At 54.6% G+C, this 23,688-nt stretch carries 27 protein-coding genes; 17 read left to right on the forward strand and 10 right to left on the reverse strand.

What is annotated here, in order from left to right:
* Positions 1-20: 20 nt before the first annotated feature.
* Both M5G11_RS12930 and M5G11_RS12935 read right to left on the reverse strand, forming a co-directional pair.
* Entirely contained in the window at positions 21-386 is a 366-nt protein-coding gene (locus M5G11_RS12930) for a histone-like nucleoid-structuring protein, MvaT/MvaU family (protein ID WP_273913353.1), read from the reverse strand.
* A 285-nt stretch (positions 387-671) separates the two neighbouring features.
* Entirely contained in the window at positions 672-1,646 is a 975-nt protein-coding gene (locus M5G11_RS12935; RefSeq protein ID WP_273913351.1) for a toll/interleukin-1 receptor domain-containing protein, read from the reverse strand.
* Between the two features lie 225 nt (positions 1,647-1,871).
* On the opposite strand from M5G11_RS12935, the gene M5G11_RS12940 reads away from it, so the two are divergent.
* Positions 1,872-2,126 carry a type B 50S ribosomal protein L31 gene (locus M5G11_RS12940; RefSeq protein ID WP_273913350.1) on the forward strand — a complete coding sequence of 85 codons (255 nt, stop codon included), beginning with the start codon at positions 1,872-1,874 and terminating at the stop codon, positions 2,124-2,126.
* Positions 2,127-2,296: 170 nt separating this feature from the next.
* Here M5G11_RS12940 and M5G11_RS12945 read toward each other — a convergent pair whose 3' ends face one another.
* On the reverse strand, positions 2,297-2,848 hold the full coding sequence (locus M5G11_RS12945) for a TonB-dependent receptor domain-containing protein (protein ID WP_337994621.1): 552 nt from the start codon (positions 2,846-2,848) through the stop codon (positions 2,297-2,299).
* Positions 2,849-2,856: 8 nt separating this feature from the next.
* Positions 2,857-4,314, reverse strand: coding sequence for a TonB-dependent receptor (locus M5G11_RS12950; RefSeq protein ID WP_273913348.1), 1,458 nt, complete (start codon positions 4,312-4,314; stop codon positions 2,857-2,859).
* A gap of 239 nt (positions 4,315-4,553) precedes the next feature.
* Here M5G11_RS12950 and M5G11_RS12955 point away from each other — a divergent pair, with 239 nt between their 5' ends.
* Positions 4,554-5,273 (forward strand): DUF4198 domain-containing protein, encoded by a 720-nt coding sequence (locus M5G11_RS12955; protein WP_273913347.1) that lies wholly within the window; start codon positions 4,554-4,556, stop codon positions 5,271-5,273.
* 104 nt (positions 5,274-5,377) lie between these two features.
* Here the strand turns inward: M5G11_RS12955 and ykgO are convergent, their stop codons facing one another.
* The 4 genes from ykgO to hisI form a co-directional block, all read right to left on the reverse strand.
* A complete protein-coding gene (ykgO, locus tag M5G11_RS12960; protein ID WP_273913346.1) occupies positions 5,378-5,518 on the reverse strand; it encodes a type B 50S ribosomal protein L36 in 141 nt (46 codons plus the stop codon).
* A gap of 125 nt (positions 5,519-5,643) precedes the next feature.
* Positions 5,644-6,030 carry an RNA polymerase-binding protein DksA gene (dksA, locus tag M5G11_RS12965; protein WP_273913345.1) on the reverse strand — a complete coding sequence of 129 codons (387 nt, stop codon included), beginning with the start codon at positions 6,028-6,030 and terminating at the stop codon, positions 5,644-5,646.
* A gap of 32 nt (positions 6,031-6,062) precedes the next feature.
* A complete protein-coding gene (locus M5G11_RS12970; protein ID WP_273913344.1) occupies positions 6,063-7,409 on the reverse strand; it encodes a dihydroorotase in 1,347 nt (448 codons plus the stop codon).
* Entirely contained in the window at positions 7,406-7,819 is a 414-nt protein-coding gene (hisI, locus tag M5G11_RS12975) for a phosphoribosyl-AMP cyclohydrolase (protein ID WP_273913343.1), read from the reverse strand. The genes M5G11_RS12970 and hisI overlap by 4 nt, the downstream gene beginning before the upstream one ends.
* A gap of 101 nt (positions 7,820-7,920) precedes the next feature.
* On the opposite strand from hisI, the gene M5G11_RS12980 reads away from it, so the two are divergent.
* Complete coding sequence (locus tag M5G11_RS12980; RefSeq protein ID WP_273913342.1) at positions 7,921-8,358, forward strand: DUF4440 domain-containing protein; 438 nt, start codon at positions 7,921-7,923, stop codon at positions 8,356-8,358.
* A gap of 68 nt (positions 8,359-8,426) precedes the next feature.
* Positions 8,427-9,434, forward strand: coding sequence for a porphobilinogen synthase (gene hemB / locus M5G11_RS12985; RefSeq protein ID WP_267273201.1), 1,008 nt, complete (start codon positions 8,427-8,429; stop codon positions 9,432-9,434).
* Between the two features lie 55 nt (positions 9,435-9,489).
* On the opposite strand, the gene M5G11_RS12990 is transcribed toward hemB, so the two are convergent.
* Complete coding sequence (locus M5G11_RS12990; protein WP_273913341.1) at positions 9,490-10,689, reverse strand: N-acetylmuramoyl-L-alanine amidase; 1,200 nt, start codon at positions 10,687-10,689, stop codon at positions 9,490-9,492.
* Positions 10,690-10,873: 184 nt separating this feature from the next.
* Between M5G11_RS12990 and M5G11_RS12995 the strand changes: the two genes are divergently transcribed.
* From M5G11_RS12995 to M5G11_RS13055, 13 genes are all read left to right on the forward strand, one after another.
* Positions 10,874-11,275 (forward strand): Fur family transcriptional regulator, encoded by a 402-nt coding sequence (locus M5G11_RS12995; protein WP_267273203.1) that lies wholly within the window; start codon positions 10,874-10,876, stop codon positions 11,273-11,275.
* A gap of 48 nt (positions 11,276-11,323) precedes the next feature.
* Complete coding sequence (gene zigA, locus M5G11_RS13000) at positions 11,324-12,535, forward strand: zinc metallochaperone GTPase ZigA (protein WP_267273204.1); 1,212 nt, start codon at positions 11,324-11,326, stop codon at positions 12,533-12,535.
* A gap of 52 nt (positions 12,536-12,587) precedes the next feature.
* Positions 12,588-13,508 (forward strand): GTP cyclohydrolase FolE2, encoded by a 921-nt coding sequence (gene folE2, locus M5G11_RS13005; protein ID WP_273913340.1) that lies wholly within the window; start codon positions 12,588-12,590, stop codon positions 13,506-13,508.
* A complete protein-coding gene (locus M5G11_RS13010) occupies positions 13,453-14,625 on the forward strand; it encodes a CobW family GTP-binding protein (protein WP_273913339.1) in 1,173 nt (390 codons plus the stop codon). The genes folE2 and M5G11_RS13010 overlap by 56 nt, the downstream gene beginning before the upstream one ends.
* Complete coding sequence (gene cysS, locus M5G11_RS13015; protein WP_273913338.1) at positions 14,622-16,037, forward strand: cysteine--tRNA ligase; 1,416 nt, start codon at positions 14,622-14,624, stop codon at positions 16,035-16,037. Before M5G11_RS13010 ends, cysS begins: the two co-directional genes overlap by 4 nt.
* Entirely contained in the window at positions 16,034-16,288 is a 255-nt protein-coding gene (gene yidD / locus M5G11_RS13020; protein WP_100851716.1) for a membrane protein insertion efficiency factor YidD, read from the forward strand. The genes cysS and yidD overlap by 4 nt, the downstream gene beginning before the upstream one ends.
* Entirely contained in the window at positions 16,282-16,875 is a 594-nt protein-coding gene (locus tag M5G11_RS13025; protein ID WP_273913337.1) for a 6-pyruvoyl trahydropterin synthase family protein, read from the forward strand. Before yidD ends, M5G11_RS13025 begins: the two co-directional genes overlap by 7 nt.
* A 114-nt stretch (positions 16,876-16,989) precedes the next feature.
* Positions 16,990-18,996 carry a threonine--tRNA ligase gene (gene thrS / locus M5G11_RS13030; RefSeq protein ID WP_273913377.1) on the forward strand — a complete coding sequence of 669 codons (2,007 nt, stop codon included), beginning with the start codon at positions 16,990-16,992 and terminating at the stop codon, positions 18,994-18,996.
* Between the two features lie 134 nt (positions 18,997-19,130).
* Complete coding sequence (locus M5G11_RS13035; protein ID WP_273913336.1) at positions 19,131-19,649, forward strand: TIR domain-containing protein; 519 nt, start codon at positions 19,131-19,133, stop codon at positions 19,647-19,649.
* Between the two features lie 37 nt (positions 19,650-19,686).
* Entirely contained in the window at positions 19,687-20,841 is a 1,155-nt protein-coding gene (locus M5G11_RS13040; RefSeq protein ID WP_273913335.1) for a toll/interleukin-1 receptor domain-containing protein, read from the forward strand.
* On the forward strand, positions 20,838-21,434 hold the full coding sequence (locus M5G11_RS13045; protein WP_273913334.1) for an SLOG domain-containing protein: 597 nt from the start codon (positions 20,838-20,840) through the stop codon (positions 21,432-21,434). The genes M5G11_RS13040 and M5G11_RS13045 overlap by 4 nt, the downstream gene beginning before the upstream one ends.
* An 11-nt stretch (positions 21,435-21,445) precedes the next feature.
* Positions 21,446-22,204, forward strand: a complete 759-nt coding sequence (locus M5G11_RS13050) for a TIR domain-containing protein (RefSeq protein WP_273913333.1) — start codon at positions 21,446-21,448, stop codon at positions 22,202-22,204.
* 12 nt (positions 22,205-22,216) lie between these two features.
* Positions 22,217-22,630, forward strand: coding sequence for a hypothetical protein (locus tag M5G11_RS13055; protein WP_273913332.1), 414 nt, complete (start codon positions 22,217-22,219; stop codon positions 22,628-22,630).
* A 155-nt stretch (positions 22,631-22,785) separates the two neighbouring features.
* Here M5G11_RS13055 and M5G11_RS13060 read toward each other — a convergent pair whose 3' ends face one another.
* Positions 22,786-23,679 carry a metal ABC transporter solute-binding protein, Zn/Mn family gene (locus M5G11_RS13060; RefSeq protein ID WP_273913331.1) on the reverse strand — a complete coding sequence of 298 codons (894 nt, stop codon included), beginning with the start codon at positions 23,677-23,679 and terminating at the stop codon, positions 22,786-22,788.
* Positions 23,680-23,688: the final 9 nt, after the last annotated feature.

Below are 23,688 nucleotides of genomic sequence, written 5' to 3' on the forward strand. Positions count from 1 at the left end.
AATCTGTCATCTTACACACTTCACTTGGAAGCCCAAGCCTCTACTTCTTCAGCCCCATATTTTGCCTTCCATTCTTTCAGAAGCTTATGGTTGCCGCCTTTGGTTTCAATCACCTCGCCATTATTAGGGTTTTTATAGGTCTTAACCTGGCGTGCTTTTCGTGCAGATTTAGCCACTTGAGGGGTCGCGCTAGCACGACCAGCCTGCGGATCAAGGATATTGATGATATCACGCAAACTATAGTTATACTTTGCCAACAGATCCCGTAACTTTTGCTCGAATTCGATTTCATGCTGAAGCTCAGAGCTCCCCTTCATCGCTTCTAATTCGGCAAGTTGCGCTGCCAGCTTCTGCTCTAACTGCCGAAATTCAGCCAAACGAGACATATTAACTCCTTAGTACGCGGATCATCAGGTGAACAATAGCTTTATCTTAGTTGATTAACCCGAGCGTGTCGTCAGAAATTTCTCAAGCTGGGCAGCAGCCCACGCTTGGATAGCAAACGGAGGCTACGAATCACTCCAGCGGTAGTCGCAAGGTTCTAATACAGGAGGGTGACATTGAAAGCAGCTTAATTTGAGAGTTTCTGAGAGGCTGCGGTAGCCCCAGATATGAAGATCTAATCGGTGGAAAGTCCTGGCTCTCACCTTCCAAGGCGCACTGAAACTGGCTTAGCGCTGCAGAGGCTCAAGAAGTTTCGCCCAAAACGCCTCCGCGGCCCCTTCGTGACTCAGCTTTTCATCCCGTGCATTCCAGGAGAAACCCATCAAAGGCTTGAAGAAAATCGACTGGTCATCGGTGCTAACGGTCAGCATTTCATTAAATCCACTCGAGGACACTTGACCCGAGTAGGTAATACCATTCCGACTGATACCATCCCCCATCCCAATCGCACATTCCGAAGCGACCTTCCCGTCTCGATAAATGGAGGCGGAGAACCGCGTGTCGCTAAGTCGTCTCAATGTTGCTTGAATCCCAGGGTTACGCGTCTGGAGCTCAGCTAAAGAGTTCTCGAAGAAACGCTGGATGTAAGTGAAACCATCATGAGCGAACTGGTCAATTTCGAAGTCTGTAAAGGATTTTCGAAGCCTCAGGTTACTCGATCGCCCCGACTCAAACATCGTCGAAATTACCGTATCCGCTGCTGCACCATGGGTAGCAGATGGTCGATGGGATTGAGCAACTGCACCCCGTGCAGATGTACCAGGAGATAATTCCTTGATCAGTACCCGAATCTGACGTACCACATCAGTGAAAGCCTCATCAAGGTTCGTCCAACTGGTGATCGGTTTCCCATCCTGGGGCACCGCTAGTAGCTTGCCCATCGGAGTATGAGTCCAATCACACGCGCGCAAAATGACGGGCACAACCCGGCACTCCCCAGCAGCATGCCGGGCCAGCGCGCGTTGCATCTCTACCGAATAGCAATAGTGGGAGCTCAGGAAGCTGGCACTGACCAACAGCAACACGATATCTGCGGCATCAATTTGCGCGTCGATCGCACTGTCTACCATCTCGCCGGCGACCAAGCGCCGGTCATGCCACGAATCAACCAGCCCCTCGTACCTCAGGGAGGCGAGGTGCTTTTCCAGTTGATTGCGCAGTGCTTCATCATCATGACTGTATGAGAAAAACACTTTTGCCATTACGGCGCTCCCTATGAATTCGTGGTTCCGACGTTATCACGACTCGAACCCGCCTCGGTAGCGAGCTGATTTAATCTCAGGGCTCGACGAACCGGCCAGATTGAAGCTCGTCCAGCTCCCAATGATCGCTGGTGCATCACAGCGGCTTCCTCGCACAGCCGGCTTGTAATGAGATGCTTTCGCATTTATTATTGTTACTTTATATCATTGCAATTGGAGCTTTTGATGAAACCCGGCATCCATCCAGACTATCGGCCCGTCCTGTTCCATGACGTGTCCGCGAACGCCTTTTGGCTGATTGGTTCGACCATTGATACCGACAAAACCTATGCTCACACCGATGGAAACACTTACCCTTACGTAACCCTGGACGTCTCCAGCGCCTCGCATCCTGTGTACACCGGCCAAGAGCGCAAAGCTAAATCTGAGGGTCGCGTAGCAGGGTTCAACAAGCGATTTGGTGCTTTCACTTCGAAGTAATGGCCCACCGAACGGAATAGTCGCTCCGCCCCACTTCACTATGAGCCTTCATTAGAAGGCTAATGGTATCTGACCGCGGCAGCGACTCCGAACCCATGGTGAACAGCGACGAGCGATCACGGTACTGCCCAGCTTGATCACTCGTCGCAGCTCCTCAATCTGATTTTGGCTCAGAAGTAGTATCTGACCGACGCCCCTAGGGTAGTCGAAGGCTGCGGGACGATCACGAGACCATCGTTTGTCCCGTAAGCAATTTCAGTCCCGTATCGATGGGGTTGGAAGGTGCCATACACACTGAATTGGTAGTCCTGATAGTCGTAGCTCGCTCGCAAGTCATAGCGGGTATAGGGAGGCATTTCATGCTTCTCGGTTCGGATGTAATAGGGGATCCCATCCAGGTGGTAGACATCCGCGTTGAGGGTCAACTGGCCGCCCATGAACCCATTTCGATATTGAACACCGGCCTTGTAGGTGTGCTCTGGCACAACCAGTTGTGCCCCGGTACCTGACGGTGGATTGTTGATCACCGCGTCGATGATACGACCGTAGCTCATGTAGGCACTGACCGTGGATGTCGCCTGATAATTGAAGCTGGTTTCTGCTCCTCGCCGAGTGGTGTCGCCCACCTGTTCATAAACCCCGGGCGAGGTCTGCACGGTTTCGCTGTCGTTCTCGATGTAGTAGAACTCGGTGGTGTTTGACAGTCGCTCAGTTGGCCTCACTGTGAAGCCTACGTAACCTTGCTTGGGCGAACGCTGCTGTTGATCTGGCCACCCGTTTGGCTCGGTGGCAACGCACTGCTGCTACCGGAGCTGATGTATTCAGCTGCAGGTGACCGAAATCCCTCTGCAGCGTTGGTGAAGATTTCAAGCTGCTCAATCGGAGTCCATACCAGTCCCAGCTTCGGCGTGGTAACAGAGCTGTGATATCCCGTATCTGCGTTGCGGAATTTCAGGTTGTCGATGTCGTAGTCGAAACGATCATAGCGAATTCCGGCCAACACCTTCAGTGAATCAAACGGCTTGTACTGGCCCTGGGCGAATACGCCATAGGTGATCAAGTCCATGTCAAAGTCGTAGTAAAAATTCGGCGTTGGCTCGAAATTTCGATACTGCTGCCGAAAGGCATCTCCTTTATCTCGGCGTACATCTGCGCCCACCATCAAGGAGGCGATTTCCGGGTAGACGAAATTGTACGCTACACGGCCACCATAGATGTCGCGATCGTCCTTGCCGTAATTGTGGGTAAAGGTACCGTTGGAAATAGCTCGGACACGTCTAAAATTTTCGTAATAGCCCGTGTAGTACAGACCGGCTTCGTCATAGGCTGGAGCTCGGTTGACCACGATCGTATTTCGATTGGCGTTGCCAAAACCATACAGGTTGTCAGTGTCTCGCCGACTGATGGAACCTGCTCGCAGAGCGGGCAGGTTCAGATAACCATCATTTTTGAAATCCGACTCGTAGTGGCTGAACCGGGCCGAGTATTTTGCATCATCGAAGACCTTGGAAAGCTTCCAGAAATAGTTGTCACGGTTGGTTTCTGCAGCTTTCCGATACCCATTCGTCTTGTAGACATCGGCAACGAACAGGGACTCGAAGCCTTCGTGCTCTCCTGCGAGAACCAGGTTTGCTCGGCGACCGTCATAGCTCGCGATGTCCAAACCGATGCTTGAAGCAACATCGCCCCCATCCAGTGTCTCGATGTTTACTGCACCTGCTCGATTTTGATCGCCAAACAACGCCGACACAGGCCCCTTGATGACATCGACCCGCTTGATCATCTGTGGCGTAAGCCACTCCATGAACACAGGGCCATGACCAGCACCACCTTGGCTGGACGGAATGTTTTGGGGTACGCCGTCCACATACACAGCCACGTCCGCACCGTGAGTACCATTCGTGGCGAAACCACGCATGCGGAAGCCATTACCGGTGTCGCCCTGATCGATGTTGTTTGCAACCACGCCTGGCACGCGGCGGTAAATATTAGAAATGTCACGACCCACGTTGAGCGTGCGAATGTCTTCATCGGTGATCGTCGAAACCGCCGCCGGCAAGCTTTCTGGTGCGGTGCTGACCTTGTTGCGTACTAATGGCTCAATACGATTAGTGCTCCCTCCCTCCCCCGTGACCTCGATTGCTTCGAGCTCGGTTACCCCTGCGGCTTGCACTTCAACCGCGCTCACCGGCTCCAATGCACTCAACCCTGTCAACGCAGCGCCTGTGAGAATCCACACCCTGCTGCACATCGCACATCCAGACATAAAAACAACTTTAGAGTTATGTTATAACGTATAATTAACACCATACAGGATTGCATAGACATCCGCTATGAATCGGTATGCGTGCTTTGGCAAGAGGCACACCCGACGCAGGCGTGCCCTTCATTCCAATGATCGCGGCGTTCAAGAGGTTAGGCAGACATATGAAGCTCGTACTTTCGCTGGCAGCGGTTATCAGCGCGGTTAGTGCTCAAACCGCAAGCGCACATGGCATTTGGACGGAACAGCGTTACGGTCACCTTGAGGTCGTTTACGGTCATGGTGCAGAGGATGAGGCTTATCAAGCGGAAAGGATCAAGGGTGTCTGGGCATATGACCAGACCGGTCATTTGGTACCAGTCACCGTTGAACGCCTGGATGACCATGCTCGCCTGCACCCAACGGCATCCCCTGCTGTGGTTACAGTCGCACTGGATAACGGCATATGGAGCAAAGGAAAAGATGGTAAGGCCATCAATGCGCCCAACGCTGATGTCCCTGGCGCAATCAGCACCAGTCATAGCTACAAATACAACCTGGCTATTCTGAGGCCGCATGCTCAAGTGCCTCACCGCCTCAAGCTTGCGATGATCATTCGTCCACTCAAAGACCCGCTTGAAGTCGGTGTTGGAAAGCCCTTACCGGTGGAGGTAACCATCGATGGTAAGCCTGCAGCGAATATCGCTTTGTTTGAAGATTATCGGGGCTTGCCGGAAGGCAATAGCGTCAAGACTGACCCCAACGGGCGAGCGACCGTGATTGTTCGGAATAGCGGTCTCAACATCATTGCAGCGCAAACTAAGGTTGCCGTGGACGGAGATCCGAGCTCGGAGAGGAGCCTGTTCACCTCGTTGAGTTTTGTTGGCGAGCCACACCACCACTGACGGAGCACTCCGAGGCTCAGGTTTGATGCCAAAGCCCAAGGCGTAGCCCGCTGCATGATTTATCGAACCGCGCTCAACATGGATCGCTGCAGCGCGGATACTCCTTACTTCTTCTTCACACCACCCTGCCTGGCTTTGAACCGGGGGTTCGATTTGCAGATCACGTAAAGCCTGCCCCGGCGCTTAACGACTTGGCAGTCCCGGTGACGACGTTTAGCTTGCTTGAGCGATGAAAGAACCTGCATTGAACACCTCCTGTTATGTGATAACGTAACGATAACGAATCTCATTCTCCATCACAAGCAGTAATGAGGCTTGCCTGCCAGGTTTCTCCATGCGCCAGATCATGCTGCTCGGGCTACTGAATAAGTCAGCTCTCACGCATATGCCGCTCTTTTGCCTCTATGCTCAGCGTCGCTGTAGGCCGCAAGAGCAATCGCCGCAAGCCAATGGGCTCGCCGGTCTCCTTGCACCACCCATATTCCGCGCGCGAGATTCGCTCCAAAGCTTCATCAATCTTGTCTAAGAGCTTTTTCTCGCGCTCCAGAAGCCGTAATTGCCACTGCCTCTGCTCTTCAACCGTACCCAGATCGGAAGGATCGCTGCTGGGCTCAAACTCACGCATCACCTGGAACTCTCCGGAGATGCGCTCCTGAAGCTCCGCCCGCTGAGACAGCAAGAGCTCGCGAAAAAACTCCTGCTGTGCAGCATCCATGTAGGCCTCATCGGGCAGTGATAGCAGTTCTTGTTCGGTCATGTCGGTCGCTTCCACATCAGTAATTAGGTTTATCAGGAACGCTGCGCACCGAAGGCGAGTGGTAACCCTTGGCAACCCTCATTAAGCCGCCCTTCGTGCCATGCAATCTGCCCAGATACGATCGTGGTGCTGACACGATGACGCAGCCGATGATTCTGGAACGGCGTCCACTGGCAGTGAGCCAAGATGGAATCAAGGCTGACGGGGCGCGGACTTTCAAGCCGCTCAATCAATGCCAGATCCGCCCAGTAACCTTCGCGCAGATACCCACGCTCATGAATGGCGAACAAATCGGCGACCGCATGGCTAGTTTTGCGCACCAGCTGAGTGATCGGCAGAACGGCCTCTTCAACCAGTTCGAAAAGAGCCGGAAACGCATGCTGCACAAGCGGCAGGCCTGAAGGCGCCGATGCATATGGCCGCTGCTTCTCCGCCAAGGTGTGAGGCGCATGATCAGTGCCAATCACATCGATACGGTCACAGAGCAATGCTTGCCGCAAAGCATCTCGATCCTCACGAGTTTTGATGGAGGGATTGCACTTGATGAGATTCCCAAGGCTTGCATAGTCACGGTCATCGAACAGCAGATGGTGCGCGCAAACCTCAGCGGTGATCAGCTTGTTTGCCAGCGGCCCAGGCTCGAACAATCCCAGCTCTTTGGCGGTAGTCAGATGCAGCACATGCAGCCTTGTACCGAACTTGTTAGCCAGCTCTACCGCCAAGCGGGAGGAACGGAAGCACGCTTCTACATCACGAATTTTTGGATGCATCTTCGGCGGTATGTAATCACCGAATTGCTCCCGGTAACGCGCCTCATTAGCCAGGATTGAAGGCGTGTGTTCGCAGTGCGCCAACAGGATAGTGGGCACGCAGTCAAAGAGGCGCTCAAGCACCTTGGGATCATCAACGAGCATGTCTCCCGTAGATGCCCCCATAAACACTTTCACCCCAGCGACGCGACGAGGATCGAGTCCGGCAACGATATCCAGATTGTCTTTGCTCACGCCAAAATGAAAGCCATAGTTGGCTACTGAGGACGCAGCAGCCCGTGCCTTTTTGTCGTCAAGAGCGTCGACAGAAAGTGTCGCAGGATTGGTGTTTGGCATGTCCATGAAACTGGTGATCCCACCTGCGACAGCGGCTCGCGATTCACTTGACATGGTCGCTTTATGTGAGGCGCCTGGCTCTCGAAAATGCACTTGATCGTCAATCATTCCGGGCACAAGCCAGCAACCTTGCGCATCGATTTCGACGGGTACGTTATGGCCACTGATGCTTCCGGCGATCTTCTCAATCCGACCGTAGGCAATAAGAACGTCGGCATCGAAGACGTTGCCCTCGTTCACTAGCCGAGCATTTCTGATAAGAATGCGGCTCATGCTTCAGCCTCCCCTGGATTGCCAGTCACCACCACCTCATCACCGTCGATTACGTTATAGAAACAGCTGCGACGACCCGTGTGACATGCAGCCCCGACCTGGTCTACGAGTAGCAGCAACGCGTCCCCATCACAGTCCAAGCGAACCTCCTTAACGTGCTGAACATGCCCAGATGTCTCGCCCTTACGCCAGAGGCCCTGCCGAGAACGCGACCAGTAACAGGCCCGACGGGTTTCCAAGGTTTCTCTGAGCGCATCTTCATTCATCCAGGCGAGCATCAGCACCTCACCGCTGTCATGCTGCAGCGCAATTGCAGCGACAAGACCTTGAGAGCTCCAGGGCACCTGGCTGAGCACGTCACTTAAAGCGAAGCGGCTTCCCGCCCCCGCCTGTTCAAGCTTGAGAAACATGATCCGAGACCCAAATCAAAATAGTTATGTTATAACGTATCATATATTTCTTCTAGCATGAGCATTTCACCTCCCAATTCAGACCCATGAGGTAAGCATTTATGAGCGAAGCCCCTACCCTCTCCGTCAACACTGAAACGTACGCCGACACCGAGCTGGCCTGCCTCGCGGGAGCTAAAGCTGCCCTCTATCGGTGGGCGGCAACCGTCGCTACTCGCGATGTCGACAAGATTCTTGAGCTCTACGCCGCAGATGCCATTCTGGTTCCTACACTGTCCAACCAGGTGCGTGATTGCGATGACAGTCGCCGGAACTACTTCGAGAACTTCCTAGCCAACGATGGCCTTGTCTGCGACATCCAGGTCTTCAAAAAACGGGTAAGCCGAAAGCTGGGTACCGTGGTTGTCGGAGGGCTCTACACCTTCGTCTACCGGGATGGCGGCGAGCAGCGCGTTGTACCAGCGCGATTCCTTTTCACTTTTGAGCGCATCAACGACGAGTGGCTGATCACTGGCCATCACTCTTCGATCGAGGCTTGATCCAATCTGGGCTTATCCTTATAGGGATGAGCCTGTTCTTCTGATTGCTCGCTAATACAGACTGACTCATGAATCACTTTCCAGCACTAGGAAGCTATCCTGCCGCACGTCTTCGTCGTAACCGTGCTGACGATTGGACGCGTCGGCTGGTAGCTGAAAACACGCTGTCCGTAAACGATCTGATATGGCCCATTTTTCTAAAAGAAGGTGTGGGTCGAAATGAACCCGTGAGCTCGATGCCTGGCCAGCTAAGGGTGAGCCTCAACGAACTCATTGACCATGTCGGGCGAGCCGTGGAGCTCGGAATTCCCGCTATCGCGCTGTTTCCGGCGACATCACCAGAGCGAAAAGATAGCGAAGGCAGCGAAGCGCTTAATCCGGACAACCTGGTCTGCAAGGCAGCCAGATTACTGAAGTCGACCTTCCCTACACTCGGCCTGATTGGCGACGTAGCCTTGGATCCCTACACCGACCATGGTCACGATGGCGTGCTGCGCAAGGGTTTGGTCGCAAATGATGAAAGCCTGGAGCTTCTGGCGTGCCAGGCTATTGTGCAGGCACAGGCTGGCATCGACACGCTCGCGCCTTCGGACATGATGGATGGACGCATCGGCGTATTGAGATCAGCCCTGGACGCAGCAGATCTCAAAGACGTACGGCTCATGTCCTATGCGGCCAAGTATGCCTCTGGATTTTACGGGCCCTTCAGAGATGCCCTCGGCTCCTCTGGAGCACTGAAAGGCGATAAGCGCACTTACCAGATGGATCCCGCAAACAGCGACGAGGCCCTGCGAGAGGTTGCTCTGGATCTTCAAGAAGGTGCGGACATGGTCATGGTCAAACCAGGTATGCCTTATCTAGACATCATTCAGCGCGTCAAGGCGACATTCGCCGTTCCGACCTTTGCCTATCAGGTAAGTGGTGAATATTCGATGCTCAAGGGCGCCATTGATCATGGATGGCTGGATCCGGACAAAGTCATCCTGGAGTCCTTGCTGGCGTTTAAGCGAGCCGGCTGCAGTGGCGTACTCACCTACTTTGCCATCGAGGCCGCTCAGCGATTGAACCGTGGCTGACATCACGATCTCGCGACGCTGAGCAGGCTGCAGCGTCGCGAGAGTGCGCTATCCCTCAGGCTGTTTCGGCTCTGGCCTGAGAGGCGATCAGGCTGCCTGGTGGTGGCTGCTGCCGGAAATAGCTATCCACCCCCGCGAAAATCGCATCGGCAATTTTGCGCTGGTGACGTGTATCGTGCAGCCGTCGACAGTCCCTGACGTTGGAGATGAAACCTGTTTCGACCAGAATTGATGGTATGGCGGCAGACTTGAGTACCGCGAACCCAGCCTGCTCAACCTTCGACTGATGCAGCCCCGAGACCTGTCCCAACTGCGAAAGCACCTGATGCCCAAGATCCAAACTGGTTGAAATGGTGGCATTCATCGACATGTCGAGCAGTACACCCGCAACCATCGGGTCTTCTTTCCTTAGCTTCACGGCCAAGCCCCCACCGACAGAATCAGCCCCGTTTTCTCGCTGAGCCATCCAACGCGCCATTGAAGAACTGGCGCCATTCTGCGAAAGCGCAAAGACAGATGCCCCTGATGCGGTAAGTCTTGGGGCTGCATCAGCATGAACAGAAACTAACAGGTCAGCGTTCAGACGCTGTGCCACCTCTGCTCGCTTGCGTAGCGGAATGAAGATATCGCCGGAGCGCACGAGCCGAGCCTTGTAACCCTTTTGGGCATCAATTCGTTTAGCCAGCAGCGTAGCGATCTGCAGTGCAACAATCTTCTCCTGCTCCCCTTTTGCACCAACCGCACCCGGGTCTTTGCCGCCATGTCCCGCATCAATGACTACCAGGAGGTCTCGGTTGACCTTCCCCTTTGCTTGTACCGGTGATTGCTGAGTAGCAGCTGCGACAACGCTTCCCCTGACAGGTAGATCAGGAAGAAGCAGCTCCAACTTACGGCCATTGCCTGAGATAGGTCGAAGCTCCCCTTGGATACCTGACTTGGCCAGATCCAGGACAATTCTCAGATCCCCCGTGGGTGTTTTCCCGCTACGCACAGCGCGGATCGATGTACCGTCGAGCAAGAGACCGTCCAGCGTCGTATCAAGTGCAGCTTGCTGAAGATCAAGTACCAAGCGCGGTGGAGAATCCAAACTCAAGCTGTTCGCAATCACCGGGCCGCTCAGGTCAAGCAGAAGCTTGGTAGATCCCCCCGAGCGAACGACGCTCACCCGCCGAACTGCCTGGGATGCCTGCGCAGCAAACGAGGCCGGCAGCGCTAGACCAGCCAAGATAAATTTCAACAAGCTACGTCTGTCCATACACCTTCCGCACATTCAAAAATTTCCGCCGGCCAGACAGAATCTCGGCATTTCATACGCCTTCACCCGCCCGGAACCCTGACACGCCCTCGCGACTTTTTTGTGGCGCGCCCACAAATGTTACGTTATAACATGCCAAATATAGATATTCAGACTCAAGTTTCACGTTCGACAGGGGGGCCGCATGCAATTGACCACTAATCAGCAACGGGTGCTGGCAACCCTTCAGCAGTCGAGCAGGCCGCTGAGCGCATACAAGATTCTTGAACGCTTGAAGAGCGAGGGTTTCAAGGCGCCCACCCAGATTTACCGAGCACTCGGTTGTCTCGCCGAACGTGGTTTGGTGCATCGCCTGGAATCTCTGAATGCCTATGTGAGATGTGCTCCCCCTTCCACCGAGCAAGGTGTAAGGGCGTTTGCAATCTGCGACTCATGCGGCCACGTCGATGAGTTCATCGTCCCATCGCTCAACCGGTACCTCGGCACCTGGATGAAGCAAAACGTATTTTCCCTGGGCAGCTCAACCATAGAGCTTCATGGGAAATGCGCGACTTGTAGCAAGCTCGATCGCACCTCCGACAGTTAGCACCGACGAGTCCCTTATTTTCGTCACCCTTTTCCGTGAGACCTCCTGATGACAGCCCAACATTCAAGTGAAGCGACAAAGCTTCCTGTGACAGTCCTTTCTGGCTTTCTGGGAGCCGGCAAAACCACGCTGCTCAACCACATTCTGAATAACCGTGAAGGTCGACGGGTCGCGGTCATTGTCAATGACATGAGTGACGTCAACATCGATGCTGCGTTGGTTCGTGAGGGAGGCGCAGAGCTTTCCCGTACCGATGAGAAGCTGGTTGAAATGAGCAACGGCTGCATCTGCTGCACCCTGCGTGAAGACCTGCTGCTTGAGGTAGATCGCCTGGCCAAAGAAGGACGATTCGATCAGCTAGTCATCGAGTCCACTGGCATTTCTGAACCCCTGCCCGTGGCGGAGACCTTCACCTTTGAAGGTGAGGATGGTCGCAGCCTCGGCGAGGTAGCTCGGCTCGACACCATGGTCACAGTGGTGGATTCGTTCAATTTCCTCCGCGACTACAGCTCGCGCGACAGCTTGCAGGCACGAGGTGAATCGCTGGGAGAAGAGGATGTTCGCACCGTAGTAGATCTGCTGATCGAGCAGATCGAGTTCTGCGATGTGATCGTTCTCAACAAGATTGATCTGATCAGTGAGGACGAGCGGCAACAACTCATCGCGATCCTCAACAGCCTGAATCCTCGGGCAAAGATGGAGATCTCAGAGTTTGGCAAAATCCCTCTGGATCGTGTGCTCAACACAGGCTTGTTCGACTTCGACGAGGCCTCTCGAGCCCCGGGCTGGCTGCAGGAAATGCGCGGCACCCATACACCTGAAACGGAAGAGTATGGGATCCGCAGCTTCGTATACCGCGCCCGTCGACCATTCCATCCCGAGCGATTCCATGAGCTGGTGGAGCGTGAATGGCCAGGCGTCGTGCGTTCAAAAGGCTATTTCTGGCTCGCCAGCGAGCCGGCAATGGCGGGCAACTGGTCGCAAGCAGGCGCAGTGGCCCGACATGGCCCTGCGGGCTACTGGTGGGCAGCCATCCCACAAGACCGCTGGCCGACGGATACCGAGTCCGTCGAGAACATTCGCGCCAAGTGGGACAAGGACGTGGGCGATGCACGACAAGAGCTCGTACTCATCGGCATGGACATGGATGAGCCCGCGCTGCGCGCAAGCTTCGATGCCTGCTTGCTCACCGATGAAGAAATGGCGTTAGGCCCGAAGGGCTGGATGAAATTGGCCAACCCACTTCCAGGCTGGAACTGAATTGAAAGAGCCCTCCTGTCATGGGAGGGCCAGACACCTGCGGACATACCAAATGAGTGCACAACTACCCGACGTTTCCGTCACCGATCTTGCCCCGACCCTTGGCCCCCTGGAATGGGTTGGCATGCAAGGCATCGACATACCGGTGACGATTGACGAAGCGGGCTATCACCGCGAGCTTCATGCCAGAGCGGACGTACAAGTCGACCTACCTGCACCCCAAGTCAAGGGCATCCACATGTCCCGGCTCTATCGCCTACTGGACAGCTGGGGAGAAGGTCATCACATCTCACCACCGCATGTTCGCGAGTTGCTCAGCAGCATGATCGAAAGCCATCACGATTGTGATAGCCGAAGCGCTCGCCTTCAGCTGGACTTTGATCTCCTCGTGCGCCGACCGGCACTAGTCACCGAGGGTTTGTCTGGCTGGAAATCGTACCCAGTGAACGTTAATGCGTCCTTGGTAGAGGGCGCGTTTTCCTTGAGCGTTGAAGCCACGATCGGCTACTCATCGACGTGCCCCTGTTCAGCGGCATTGTCGCGTCAGCTAGTCGAAGAAAGCTTCCTGAAAGCGTTCACAAATCAGTCCGCAGTTGAACCCGCGATCGTGGCGCAATGGCTGCGTGCAAACGCATCCATAGCAACTCCACATAGCCAGCGGAGCGAGGCGCGTGTCTCTGTCTTAATTGATCAACAAGCTGCCAATTTGGGCCTCCTCTCGTTGATCAACTCGGTAGAAAATGCGCTGGGTACGCCGGTGCAGACCGCGGTGAAACGAGCCGACGAACAAGCCTTCGCAGCACTGAATGGTCAGAACCTCATGTTCGTAGAAGATGCCGCACGGCGGATTCGTGCAGCCCTTTCGAACTACCGAGCCCCAAGAGTCCACGTCAGACACTTGGAAAGCCTGCACCCTCATGACGCTGCTGCGTGGTCTGCTCCTCACCGACATGAGGCTGATCATGGGAAGTGAATCGCAGCGTTCGCTGATCCCCGTCACGCTGCTGACTGGATTCCTGGGCAGCGGCAAAACGACATTGCTAAACCAGCTGGTGAGGCAGCCGGCGTTTGCCAACACGCTGATCATCATCAACGAATTTGGTGAGATGGCTCTCGACCATCTTCTGGTTACCCACAGTAACGAGAACATCGTCATGGAAATGGGCAGCGGCTGCGTCTGCTGCACCATTCGCGGAGACCTTGTCCAGACGTTGCGAGACATCACATGGCGTTTCTCGCGGGAGGGGAACCGCCAGTTTGACCGTGTACTGATCGAAACGACCGGCTTGGCCGATCCTGCACCGATCATCCACACGCTCATGACGCATGCCCAAATTGCGCCAAAATATCGACTTGATGGTGTAGTTGCGACAGTAGACCTGGCCACCGGAATGGGAACGCTTGATGGTCATCAGGAGGCGATCAAGCAAGCAGCCATGGCTGACGTGCTGCTGCTCACCAAAGGTGACCTCGTGATTCCAGAACACAGGGCCGATCTGCTTGAGCGGCTCGCCGACATCAACCCGGCAGCACCTCGTTGGGAAATCCAGAACGGCGAGCTGCAGGCTGAGAAGATTCTCGGTTTGGGCCTGTTCACCCACGAGGGTAAGTCGCCCGATGTTGAAGGCTGGTTAAAGGAGCACGCGTACCAGATCACCTCTGCCCCTAAATTCCAAGTCGCACCTCAGCCTGAGAACAGTATGAATCGAGGGCTGTTCTCTGCGGGCTTGCGAGCACCGCAGCAGGACGTAAACCGCCACGGCGACCGAATTCGTGCGTTCTGCTTCACCATCGACAACCCCATCAGTGAGCTTGCTTTGGAATGCTGGCTTGAGGTGTTAATGACCTTGCTGGGAAGCAACATCCTCCGGGTTAAAGGCATCCTCAACATTGAGGGACGAGACACGCCTATCGCCCTGCATGGCGTGCAGCACATCTTCCATCCGTCCGCGCCTCTTCCTGCCTGGCCGACTGACGACCGGCGTTCCCGCTTGGTCTTCATCACTCAAGACGTAACACGAGAGATGATCGAGGCGACGTTCAGAGCCTTTAAAGACAAAGCAGGACATATCGAAGGCATCAGCGTATGAGGTCGAGCATTCTCCTTCACAACACCCTCACCCGCCAGAAAGAAGCGTTGCGCACAGAGCAGCCTGATCGGGTGACCATGTATGTATGCGGCCCTACCGTCTACAACTACGCGCACATCGGGAATGCCAGACCTGCAGTTGTCTTCGACATCCTTGCCAGAGTGCTGCGCCACGAATTTAACGAGGTCGTTTACGCGCGAAATTTCACGGACGTGGACGACAAGATCAATGCGGCAGCAATCGCGTCAGGCTCTCCCATAGCGGACATCACTAGCCGCTTCATTGATGCCTACCATGAAGACATGGCAGCCCTTGGAGTCGCCTCGCCCGACCTGGAGCCACGTGTTACCGACCATATTTCAGAGATCATCGCGCTGATCAAACGACTCGTTGATCGCGGCCATGCCTACGTCGAGCAAGAGCATGTGCTCTTCCATGTCCCCTCGTACCCCGCATACGGCCACCTATCAGGGCGTTCACCCAAAGACATGTTGGCGGGGGCAAGGGTCGAGGTAGCTCCCTATAAGCGCAGCCCTTTGGACTTCGTTCTCTGGAAACCTTCGACATCTGAAATGCCCGGCTGGAGCAGCCCTTGGGGGCGAGGTAGACCAGGATGGCATGTAGAGTGCTCTGCCATGATTGGTCGACACCTGGGCCATACCATCGACATTCATGGTGGAGGCCAAGACCTCATTTTCCCTCACCACGAGAATGAGATTGCTCAGGGCGCTTGTGCGAACGGCACACTTTACTGCCGCACGTGGGTGCACAACAGCTTCGTTACCGTCGATGGGCAGAAGATGTCCAAATCACTGGGCAACGTATTGCTAGTCCGAGACCTGCTTGCTCAGGCACCTGGAGAAGCGATTCGATTTGCGCTGCTGTCTACCCACTACCGCCGCCCAATGGACTGGAATACGCAGCGCCTGCAGTCTGCTGTCCAAACCCTGATTCGGTTCTATACCTCCCTGTCGAAGGTCAGTTCGCTGGCCGCCCCTGCTGATGTGGTGCCGGACGACCAAGTGCTGAATTCGCTGAAGAATGACTTGGGCGTGACCGAGGCACTGGCCCGGCTGCATGTAATCAGGGCGGAGCTTGATCAGGCGGAGACAGATGAAATGCGGTCGCTCAGTAAAGCACGGCTGCTCAAATCTGCTGGACTGCTCGGCCTACTGCAGCAAGAGCCTCACGCCGCCCTCGCTGCCTTGAGCCCCCCAGTAGCGCCTTTGGAACAACCGCTGAGTCATCGACAGCATCTTGAGTCATTGCTGGAAGCAAGAAACAAAGCACGTAGTGCGCGCGACTTCGCGAGAGCCGACGCTTTGCGTGACGAGTTGCTAGAAGCTGGCTTCAGCATCGAGGACAGCCCAGAAGGCTCCAAGCTGCGCCCGGCAGCAAGGAGCGTGATATGAAGCGATGGCCGAACGCGATCTTGATTGCATTGGTGCGCGGCTACCAACTGTTCATCAGCCCAGCCTTAGGCAATCGATGCCGATTTCACCCTTCATGCTCCCAGTACTCGATAGAAGCACTGCGAACTCATGGCGCGCTGATGGGCAGCTGGTTGACGCTACGCCGGCTCTTGCGTTGCCACCCACTGCATCCCGGTGGATTTGACCCTGTACCGTCGAAAGGCAGCAAAGAAAAAGGTGGTTCATGCTGATCCGTAAGCTATTCAAATTCGAGAATGCGCACATCGTGCGAGGCTGCAGCACCCGTCGCTGCTCTCACTCGATTCATGGGCACTCCTACAAAGTGGAGCTGCTCTTGCAAGCTGACGCCCTGGATCACGGGCAGATGGTGTATGACTTTGGGCTGCTTAAAGGGGACGTTCGTGAATTGATCGACGCCTTCGATCACGCCGTCGCGATCTGGTCACAGGATGATCCTGATTACATTGCGTCCATTCGCAGGCATTCAGAGCGCTGGGTACTCATCCCCGTGTCACCGAGTGCTGAGCAGTTCTCCAGATTGATCTTCCGCTTGGTGGAAGCCGCCTTGGAGAACACCGAAATGAAGAGCGGTGAATCCGGCGTTCAGCTCCACTCTGTGATCGTGCACGAAACCGAGACGGGGTATGCGCAGTGCTTCCGCGAGGATGTTGTGAACCCCCGTATGGGCTTGATTGACCTCGACCTCATTGAGTTCTCTCCCGCGATCACTGCCCAGTGGACTGACCCCAAGCTGTACGAACGGGTGAAGTCGAAGCCCACCATGATCCAGACCGAGCTGGAAGGTTTGTGTAGCTGATGCCCTGCGGGAGTAGCCGTACTCGCTGCTAGAACTTGCAGCCCACTCAATTTATGACCAGGGCGTCCGCTAGCGGACGACCCACAGTATTTTAAGATCGAGAAGCCTGTGACGATGCCAGATAACGCACACCCCTCCCCTGTTTCCATCACGCTGCCAGATGGATCAATTCGTACCTACGACAACCCCGTCACTGTCCACGACGTAGCAGCATCCATCGGCGCCGGTTTGGCACGTAGCACAGTGGCAGGAAGGGTTGATGGCCGCTTGGTGGACGCCTGCGAGATGATTGACCGCGATGCTAAATTGCAGGTAATCACCCCTAAAGATGATGAAGGCTTGGACATCATCCGTCACTCATGCGCCCACCTGGTTGGCCATGCACTCAAACAACTCTACCCGAATGCCAAGATGGTCATTGGCCCGGTGATCAATGAGGGCTTTTACTACGATGTAGCGTTTGAAAGGCCATTCACCCCGGCAGACCTCGAAGCCATCGAAGCTCGCATGCGCGAGTTGATCGCCAAAGAGTACGATGTCGTCAAGCGCATGACGCCGCGCGATGAGGCCATCCAGATCTTCAAGGCACGACACGAAGACTACAAACTTCGGCTGATCGAGGACATGCCAGATACCCAGGAGATGGGGCTCTACTTCCACGAAGAATACGTGGACATGTGCCGCGGCCCTCACGTGCCCAATACTCGCTTCTTGAAGGCATTCAAACTGACCAAGCTAGCGGGGGCTTATTGGCGCGGTGATGCAAAGAACGAGCAGCTACAGCGCATCTACGGAACGGCTTGGGCCGATGCAAAGCAGCTGTCAGCCCACCTCGTTCGACTTGAGGAAGCCGAGAAGCGTGACCATCGCAAGATCGGAAGAGAACTCGACCTTTTCCATTTCGAGGACGACGCACCAGGATCAGTTTTCTGGCACCCGCGGGGATGGACGGTGTTTCAGTCTCTCATCGCCTACATGCGACGCCGACAGAATGACGCGGGCTATGTCGAAGTGAACACGCCAGACGTCATGGATCGCAGCCTGTGGGAAACGTCCGGGCACTGGCATAACTATCGTGATCACATGTTCACGACCGAAACCGAGGATGGTCGCGCCCTAGCTCTCAAGCCGATGAATTGCCCAGGCGGCACCCTCCTCTATCGACACGGCCTCAAGAGCTATCGCGACTTGCCGATTCGCATGGGCGAATTCGGTAAAGTCCATCGGTATGAGCCCTCCGGCTCTCTCCATGGGTTGCTTCGGGTACGTCACTTCACCCAAGACGACGCGCACATTTTCTGCACCCCCGAACAGATGAACGAAGAATGCCGATCCGTCGTGGGTCTGGTACTGGACATCTATCGCCAGTTTGGCTTCGAGGACGTGCGCATCAAGCTGTCTACTCGACCTGCCAACCGAATCGGCAGTGACGCAACCTGGGATCAACTCGAGGGGGCGTTGATCCACTCCTTAGAAGAAATGGGCCTCGACTACCAGATCAATCCAGGTGAGGGGGCGTTCTACGGGCCCAAGCTTGAGTTCGTTCTGCGCGACGCGATAGGCCGGGACTGGCAGTGCGGCACGCTTCAAGTGGACATGAACCTGCCTGAACGGTTCGGCATTGAGTACGTCGACGAAGATGGCCTTCGCAAGCGCCCTGTCATGCTGCATCGAGCACTCTTCGGCTCTCTGGAGCGTTTCACTGGAATCATGCTTGAGCATCACTCTGGCAAACTCCCCGCTTGGCTCTCACCGATTCAGGTGGTCGTCTGCTCTATTTCGCAGCAGCATGCAGATTACGTTCGAGACATCGCCACATTACTGCGCTGCAATGGCCTGCGGGTTGAGACTGACACCCGGAACGAGAAGATCGGCTACAAGATCCGCGAACAGACATTACAGCGCATCCCCTACCTCCTTGTTGCTGGCACTAAGGAACAGGAAGAAGGAACCATCGCGATTCGTAGCCGAGATGGCGAGGATCTGGGCGTGATGGATCTGACCCAAGCTATAGCTTGGCTGCTTGCAGCAGTCGAAGCTCCAGACGCTCTGGAGCGCCGTGTAATTTCCAGGGAGGCTCAGCTGCGCTTGGAAGCCAGTAAGGCCAAGCAATCGGCGTAACTTGAACTGCGCACGCTCAAGAACGAGCGTCCAGCGCAAGCGCTTGAGTCTGCGCAGCCTTTTTGCAAGCGTGATGTAGCGCCCCGAGAGTAGCGGCCCTATGATATCAACGCCCTCGCAGCGCCGAGAATTCGGTGCTGCATTACCTGCGCGGAGACGGAATCATGCGCCATTGCTTCTACAGCTTTCACTACGAGGCCGACAACTGGCGAGCGGCTAAGATTCGCTCGATCGGGGCTATCCATGGCGCCCGCGAGGCCTATGACAACGGCTGGGAAGCTGTGAAAAATGGCAGCGAACAGGCAATCAAAAACTGGATTGCCGCCGAAATGAACGGCTGCTCCTGCGCGATTGTGCTTATCGGCTCACAAACGGCGGGACGCAAATGGATCAACTACGAAATTGAGCAAGCCTGGAACAAAGGCATGGGCCTGGTCGGGGTCTACATTCACGGCATAACTGATCGCATCAACCAGACCTCCAGAGTCGGTTCAAATCCGTTCAACGGCTTCGATGTGAACAATGTCCCTCTTTCCAACATCGTTCGCACTTACGATCCAGCGGGCTACGACAGCGCGACCCGGTACGCCAACATCTCCCAGAATCTTGGCAGGTGGGTCGAAGAAGCGATAGCGATCCGCAACCGATACTAGCCGCGCGCCCTTCACCACTCTGCCCTTGAGAATCATCATGCAGGAAGCCTCCTACCACCTGGCTATTTTCGGTTCACCTCCCGAAGGCTTCGTTGATGAATTCCACGAAGCATTGCAAGCGAAGCTCGCGGTACTGTCACTCAACCTCGGTATTGAGGTCGATTGGTATACAGGCATGCCTGCCGAGTACCGCGTAGCCAACGGAAAATGCACCGCAGCCCTGTGTTTTCCTCTCCCTGATGGACAAGACGTACACATCACTAAATTGATGAAGGATGGTGTCCCCGTCATTCCTGTCGCATCGAAACTCGGGCATCTGGCCGCGGAGTTTCCTCCGTCAGTATCGATCCTCAATGGGCTGGGACTGGACTCATCGGACGTCCCAACCATCGTAAATTGCTTGCTGGAATGCGCCTCGCTCTTGCCTCGCCAACGACGCGTTTTCTTGAGCTACAGACGAACGGAATCAACCACCGCAGCGCTACAGCTCTATGCGGCACTTTCAGAACGGTTGTTTGACGTTTTTCTCGACACGCATGAGATCTTGCCAGGGGAGCACTTTCAGGAGGTGCTGTGGCAAAAGCTGTGCGACAGCGATGTCATGATCTACCTGGATACCCCGTCCTACTTCGACAGCCGTTGGACAACAGCAGAGTTTGGGCGCGCCGTGTTCCGCGGTGTTCCCATTCTCAGGGCTGGCTGGCCAGAAGTAGCTCTCGATGATCGAAGCCAAGCTACGTTGGATTTACGCCTGACCAAAGACGATTTCTTGTCGGATGGCGTGTCGCTCACCAATGAATGCCTCGCACGGATCTGCCGATCGGCTGAGGATCTGCGCGCAGAAGGCGTCGCTACCCGTTATCGCCTGCTGATGAACGCATTCGGTACCTCCTTGGAGCGTGCCCAAGCAACAATCGAGGGCTATTCACTCCGACGCAGCCTCACCGTCAAGCCAAAACGTGGAGAGCCAATTTACGTCTATCCAGCGCTCGGCGTGCCGACGACCTACACCCTGCACGACGCCACCCTTGACAATCACCCTGCGCCGGTGGCCGTAGTATATGATAATGCGGGTATTGAAGAACGTAGGTGGCAGACACATATGGAATGGATCAGCAACTACCTAGAAAAGGATGTGCGGTTAGTCGAACCCTACAATTCGGGCTGGCGATTCCTGGATTGGCGAAAATGAAGAAATCAATATTTCTATCCGCCAGCGTGCCAACCTATGGTAGAGAATTTTTTGATTCTTGCCATCCGTATCAAATACAAATAGCGGTAAGATCACTGTTGCTCCTGGCACTGGGACGACAACGCTTGGTATTTGGCGGGCATCCTTCCATCACACCCATGGTTTATGCCGCGGGCAGGAGCTTTGGACTCAACACCATCGAATGTGTGACCATTTACCAATCCGCATTTTTTGAAGACAAGTTCCCTCTCGAGAACCAGGGATTTGCTGACATCCGGATTGTCGCCAAAGAAGAAGAACTGAAAGACAGCATCTTGTCTATGCGCCGGCGGATGCTTGAAGATAACGAATTTGCGGTCGGTATTTTCATAGGCGGTATGAAGGGTATTATCGATGAATATGAAATGTTCAGAGAAAAGTCCCCTGACGCCAAAGTGATCGCAGTCCGAGCCGGCGGCGGCGCTACGGCGACCCTTCCCTGCACGCAATCAGACCCAGCCATCCAGGCGCTTGAAGAGTCTGGAGACTATTTCTCGCTGTTCAACAGCATCCTAGGCATCGACCCGAATAGCGAACGGATTTTCAGTAACTAAGGAAGAGTTTAATGGATCGCGGCTTCAACCTGAGCATTAACACCGGCCCATACCCCGTCGACTTCACGAAAGTCCATGCTTATAAAGATGCAAATCAAAAGCGCGTTGACGACCTGGCCAAGTTAATGATTGATGAGGACACATTCGATGCATCCCTCATCTTGGAGGCTCTCTTTCCAGCAGTGAAGGCCGACATTTTTTTGTCCCATTCCTCCGCAGACGCAAACGAAGCGATCCAAATCGCACTGGAGCTCCAGGAAAAATGCGGCTTGAATGTGTTTGTTGACTCTTGCATCTGGGGCTCGATCTACGACTTGCTAAAGGCCATCGACAATAAGTACTGTCGTCGTGAAGGTCAAAAAACTTACGATTATGACGAACGTAATCGCTCGACAGCGCACGTGCACATGATTCTGACCACCGCCCTGCAGCGCATGATTGATCAGACCGACACGGTCATCTTCATGAATACAGACCAATCGATTTCACTTAAGCACTCGGTGGATGAGAAACAAAAGACGCTTTCTCCCTGGATTCACATGGAGCTCAATTTCAGTACTCTGGTGCGTCGTCGTTCACGCAAATCAACTGTGATAGTAAACAAACGTGCACTTAACGAAGTTTACTCGGGTGAGAATTTGAACGTTGCCCATGAGGCACCTACTAGCCACCTAACATCTATTGCAGAAAGCGATTTCCGAAAGTGGATGCTGCAGGCGTCTATTCTGAAAGGTTCGAAAGCAATCGATCTTTTATACAGTAATTTTTGACGGATACTCTCCATGGATGCCAAGCTCAAACACCTCGAATTCGTTCAAGGCGTAGTCAATCGCCTTTCTACAAACTCGTTCCTGCTCAAAGGCTGGTCGATCATCCTGATCTCGGCACTCTTCGCGTTGTCCGCCAAGGATTCTGACAAGGGTTTCGCTCTCCTGGCCTACATCCCAGGCATCGCCTTTTGGGGCCTAGATGGCTACTTCCTGGCGCTCGAGCGCTGCTACCGGAGGCTCTACGACAAAGTTCGTGCGACGGACAAAGACAAGATCGATTTCATCATGGTGATCGACAAAGGTCAGGGCTGGAAAAACTGGTTCAACGCTTCGTGTTCCAAAACGCTGATTGCCTTCCATGGCGCAGTTTTCGCGGCCATCACTGCAGTGGTCGTGGTCTACCTCATCAAGTCTTGTGCTGCGTAGTTGGATTGGCCAGGGCTCGTAATTTCGAACGTGCCCTGGCCTACCCTCAGATCTATCACCGCATTAAAAGGTAGTGTCAGGAGGCCTTAGCTCCAGCGCTGATGATACAGGGCGAAACTATTAGGCCGTCTTCAACAGCGGCCAGCCCCTCCTCCCTACTTTCTGAAAGCGCGCACCATTTGCTGTGTGTTGTACTCCATCATCTTCAGATAGGTCGGCACCGGGCCATTGGTGTCGGACAGAGACTCCGGATAGAGCTCCCCTCCTGCCTGTGCACCTGTTGCATTTGCGATTTGCTTAACCAGCCTGGCGTCATTCGAGTTCTCGATGAAGTAGACCTTTATGCCTTCCTTACGAATCTGATCAATCAGCGATGCCACCTCTGCTGCCGAAGCTTCAGTTTCTGTCGACACGCCAAGAGGAGACAAGAAAGTAACCCCGTATTCCTTTGCGTAATAGCCAAAAGCGTCATGACTAGTGAGCACCTTGCGCTGTTCAACTGGCACCTCGGCAAGGTGCATACCTATACGAGTATTGAGCGCGTTAAGCTTCGCCAAGTAACGCTGTGCGTTAGCATGGAAAACCTCCGACTGAGACGGATCAGCCTTGCTTAGCTCAGCCTCGATACGCGACACCCAAATTTTTACATTTGATGCACTATTCCAAACGTGCGGATCAGCGATGGTCTTGCCATTTTCCTCGAACGTGTGGGTTTCGATTCCCTCCGAAACGACGACAGGGTTCTTCTCGCTACCAGATGCACGTGCGAGTCTTTCGAACCAGCTCTCCAGGCCTAGCCCGCTCACGAAGGTAACATCAGCTTCCTTGAGCGCCTTAGCATCACTTGGCGACGGCTGGAAATCGTGAGGATCGCCGTTAGCAGGAACAAGACTTTTGACCTGGACATTATCGCCACCTACGTTTTTCACCACGTCTGCCAATACTGTAAAACTGGCCACAACGTGTAAAGTCTTAGCTGTTGCTGGCAAAGCAAATATCACTAATCCTATAGCACTAATCAGAGCAAGCAGAGCACGGGGGAGTCGCATCTCATCTCC

This window comes from Pseudomonas fontis (genome assembly GCF_028656955.1).
Taxonomy (GTDB): domain Bacteria; phylum Pseudomonadota; class Gammaproteobacteria; order Pseudomonadales; family Pseudomonadaceae; genus Aquipseudomonas; species Aquipseudomonas fontis.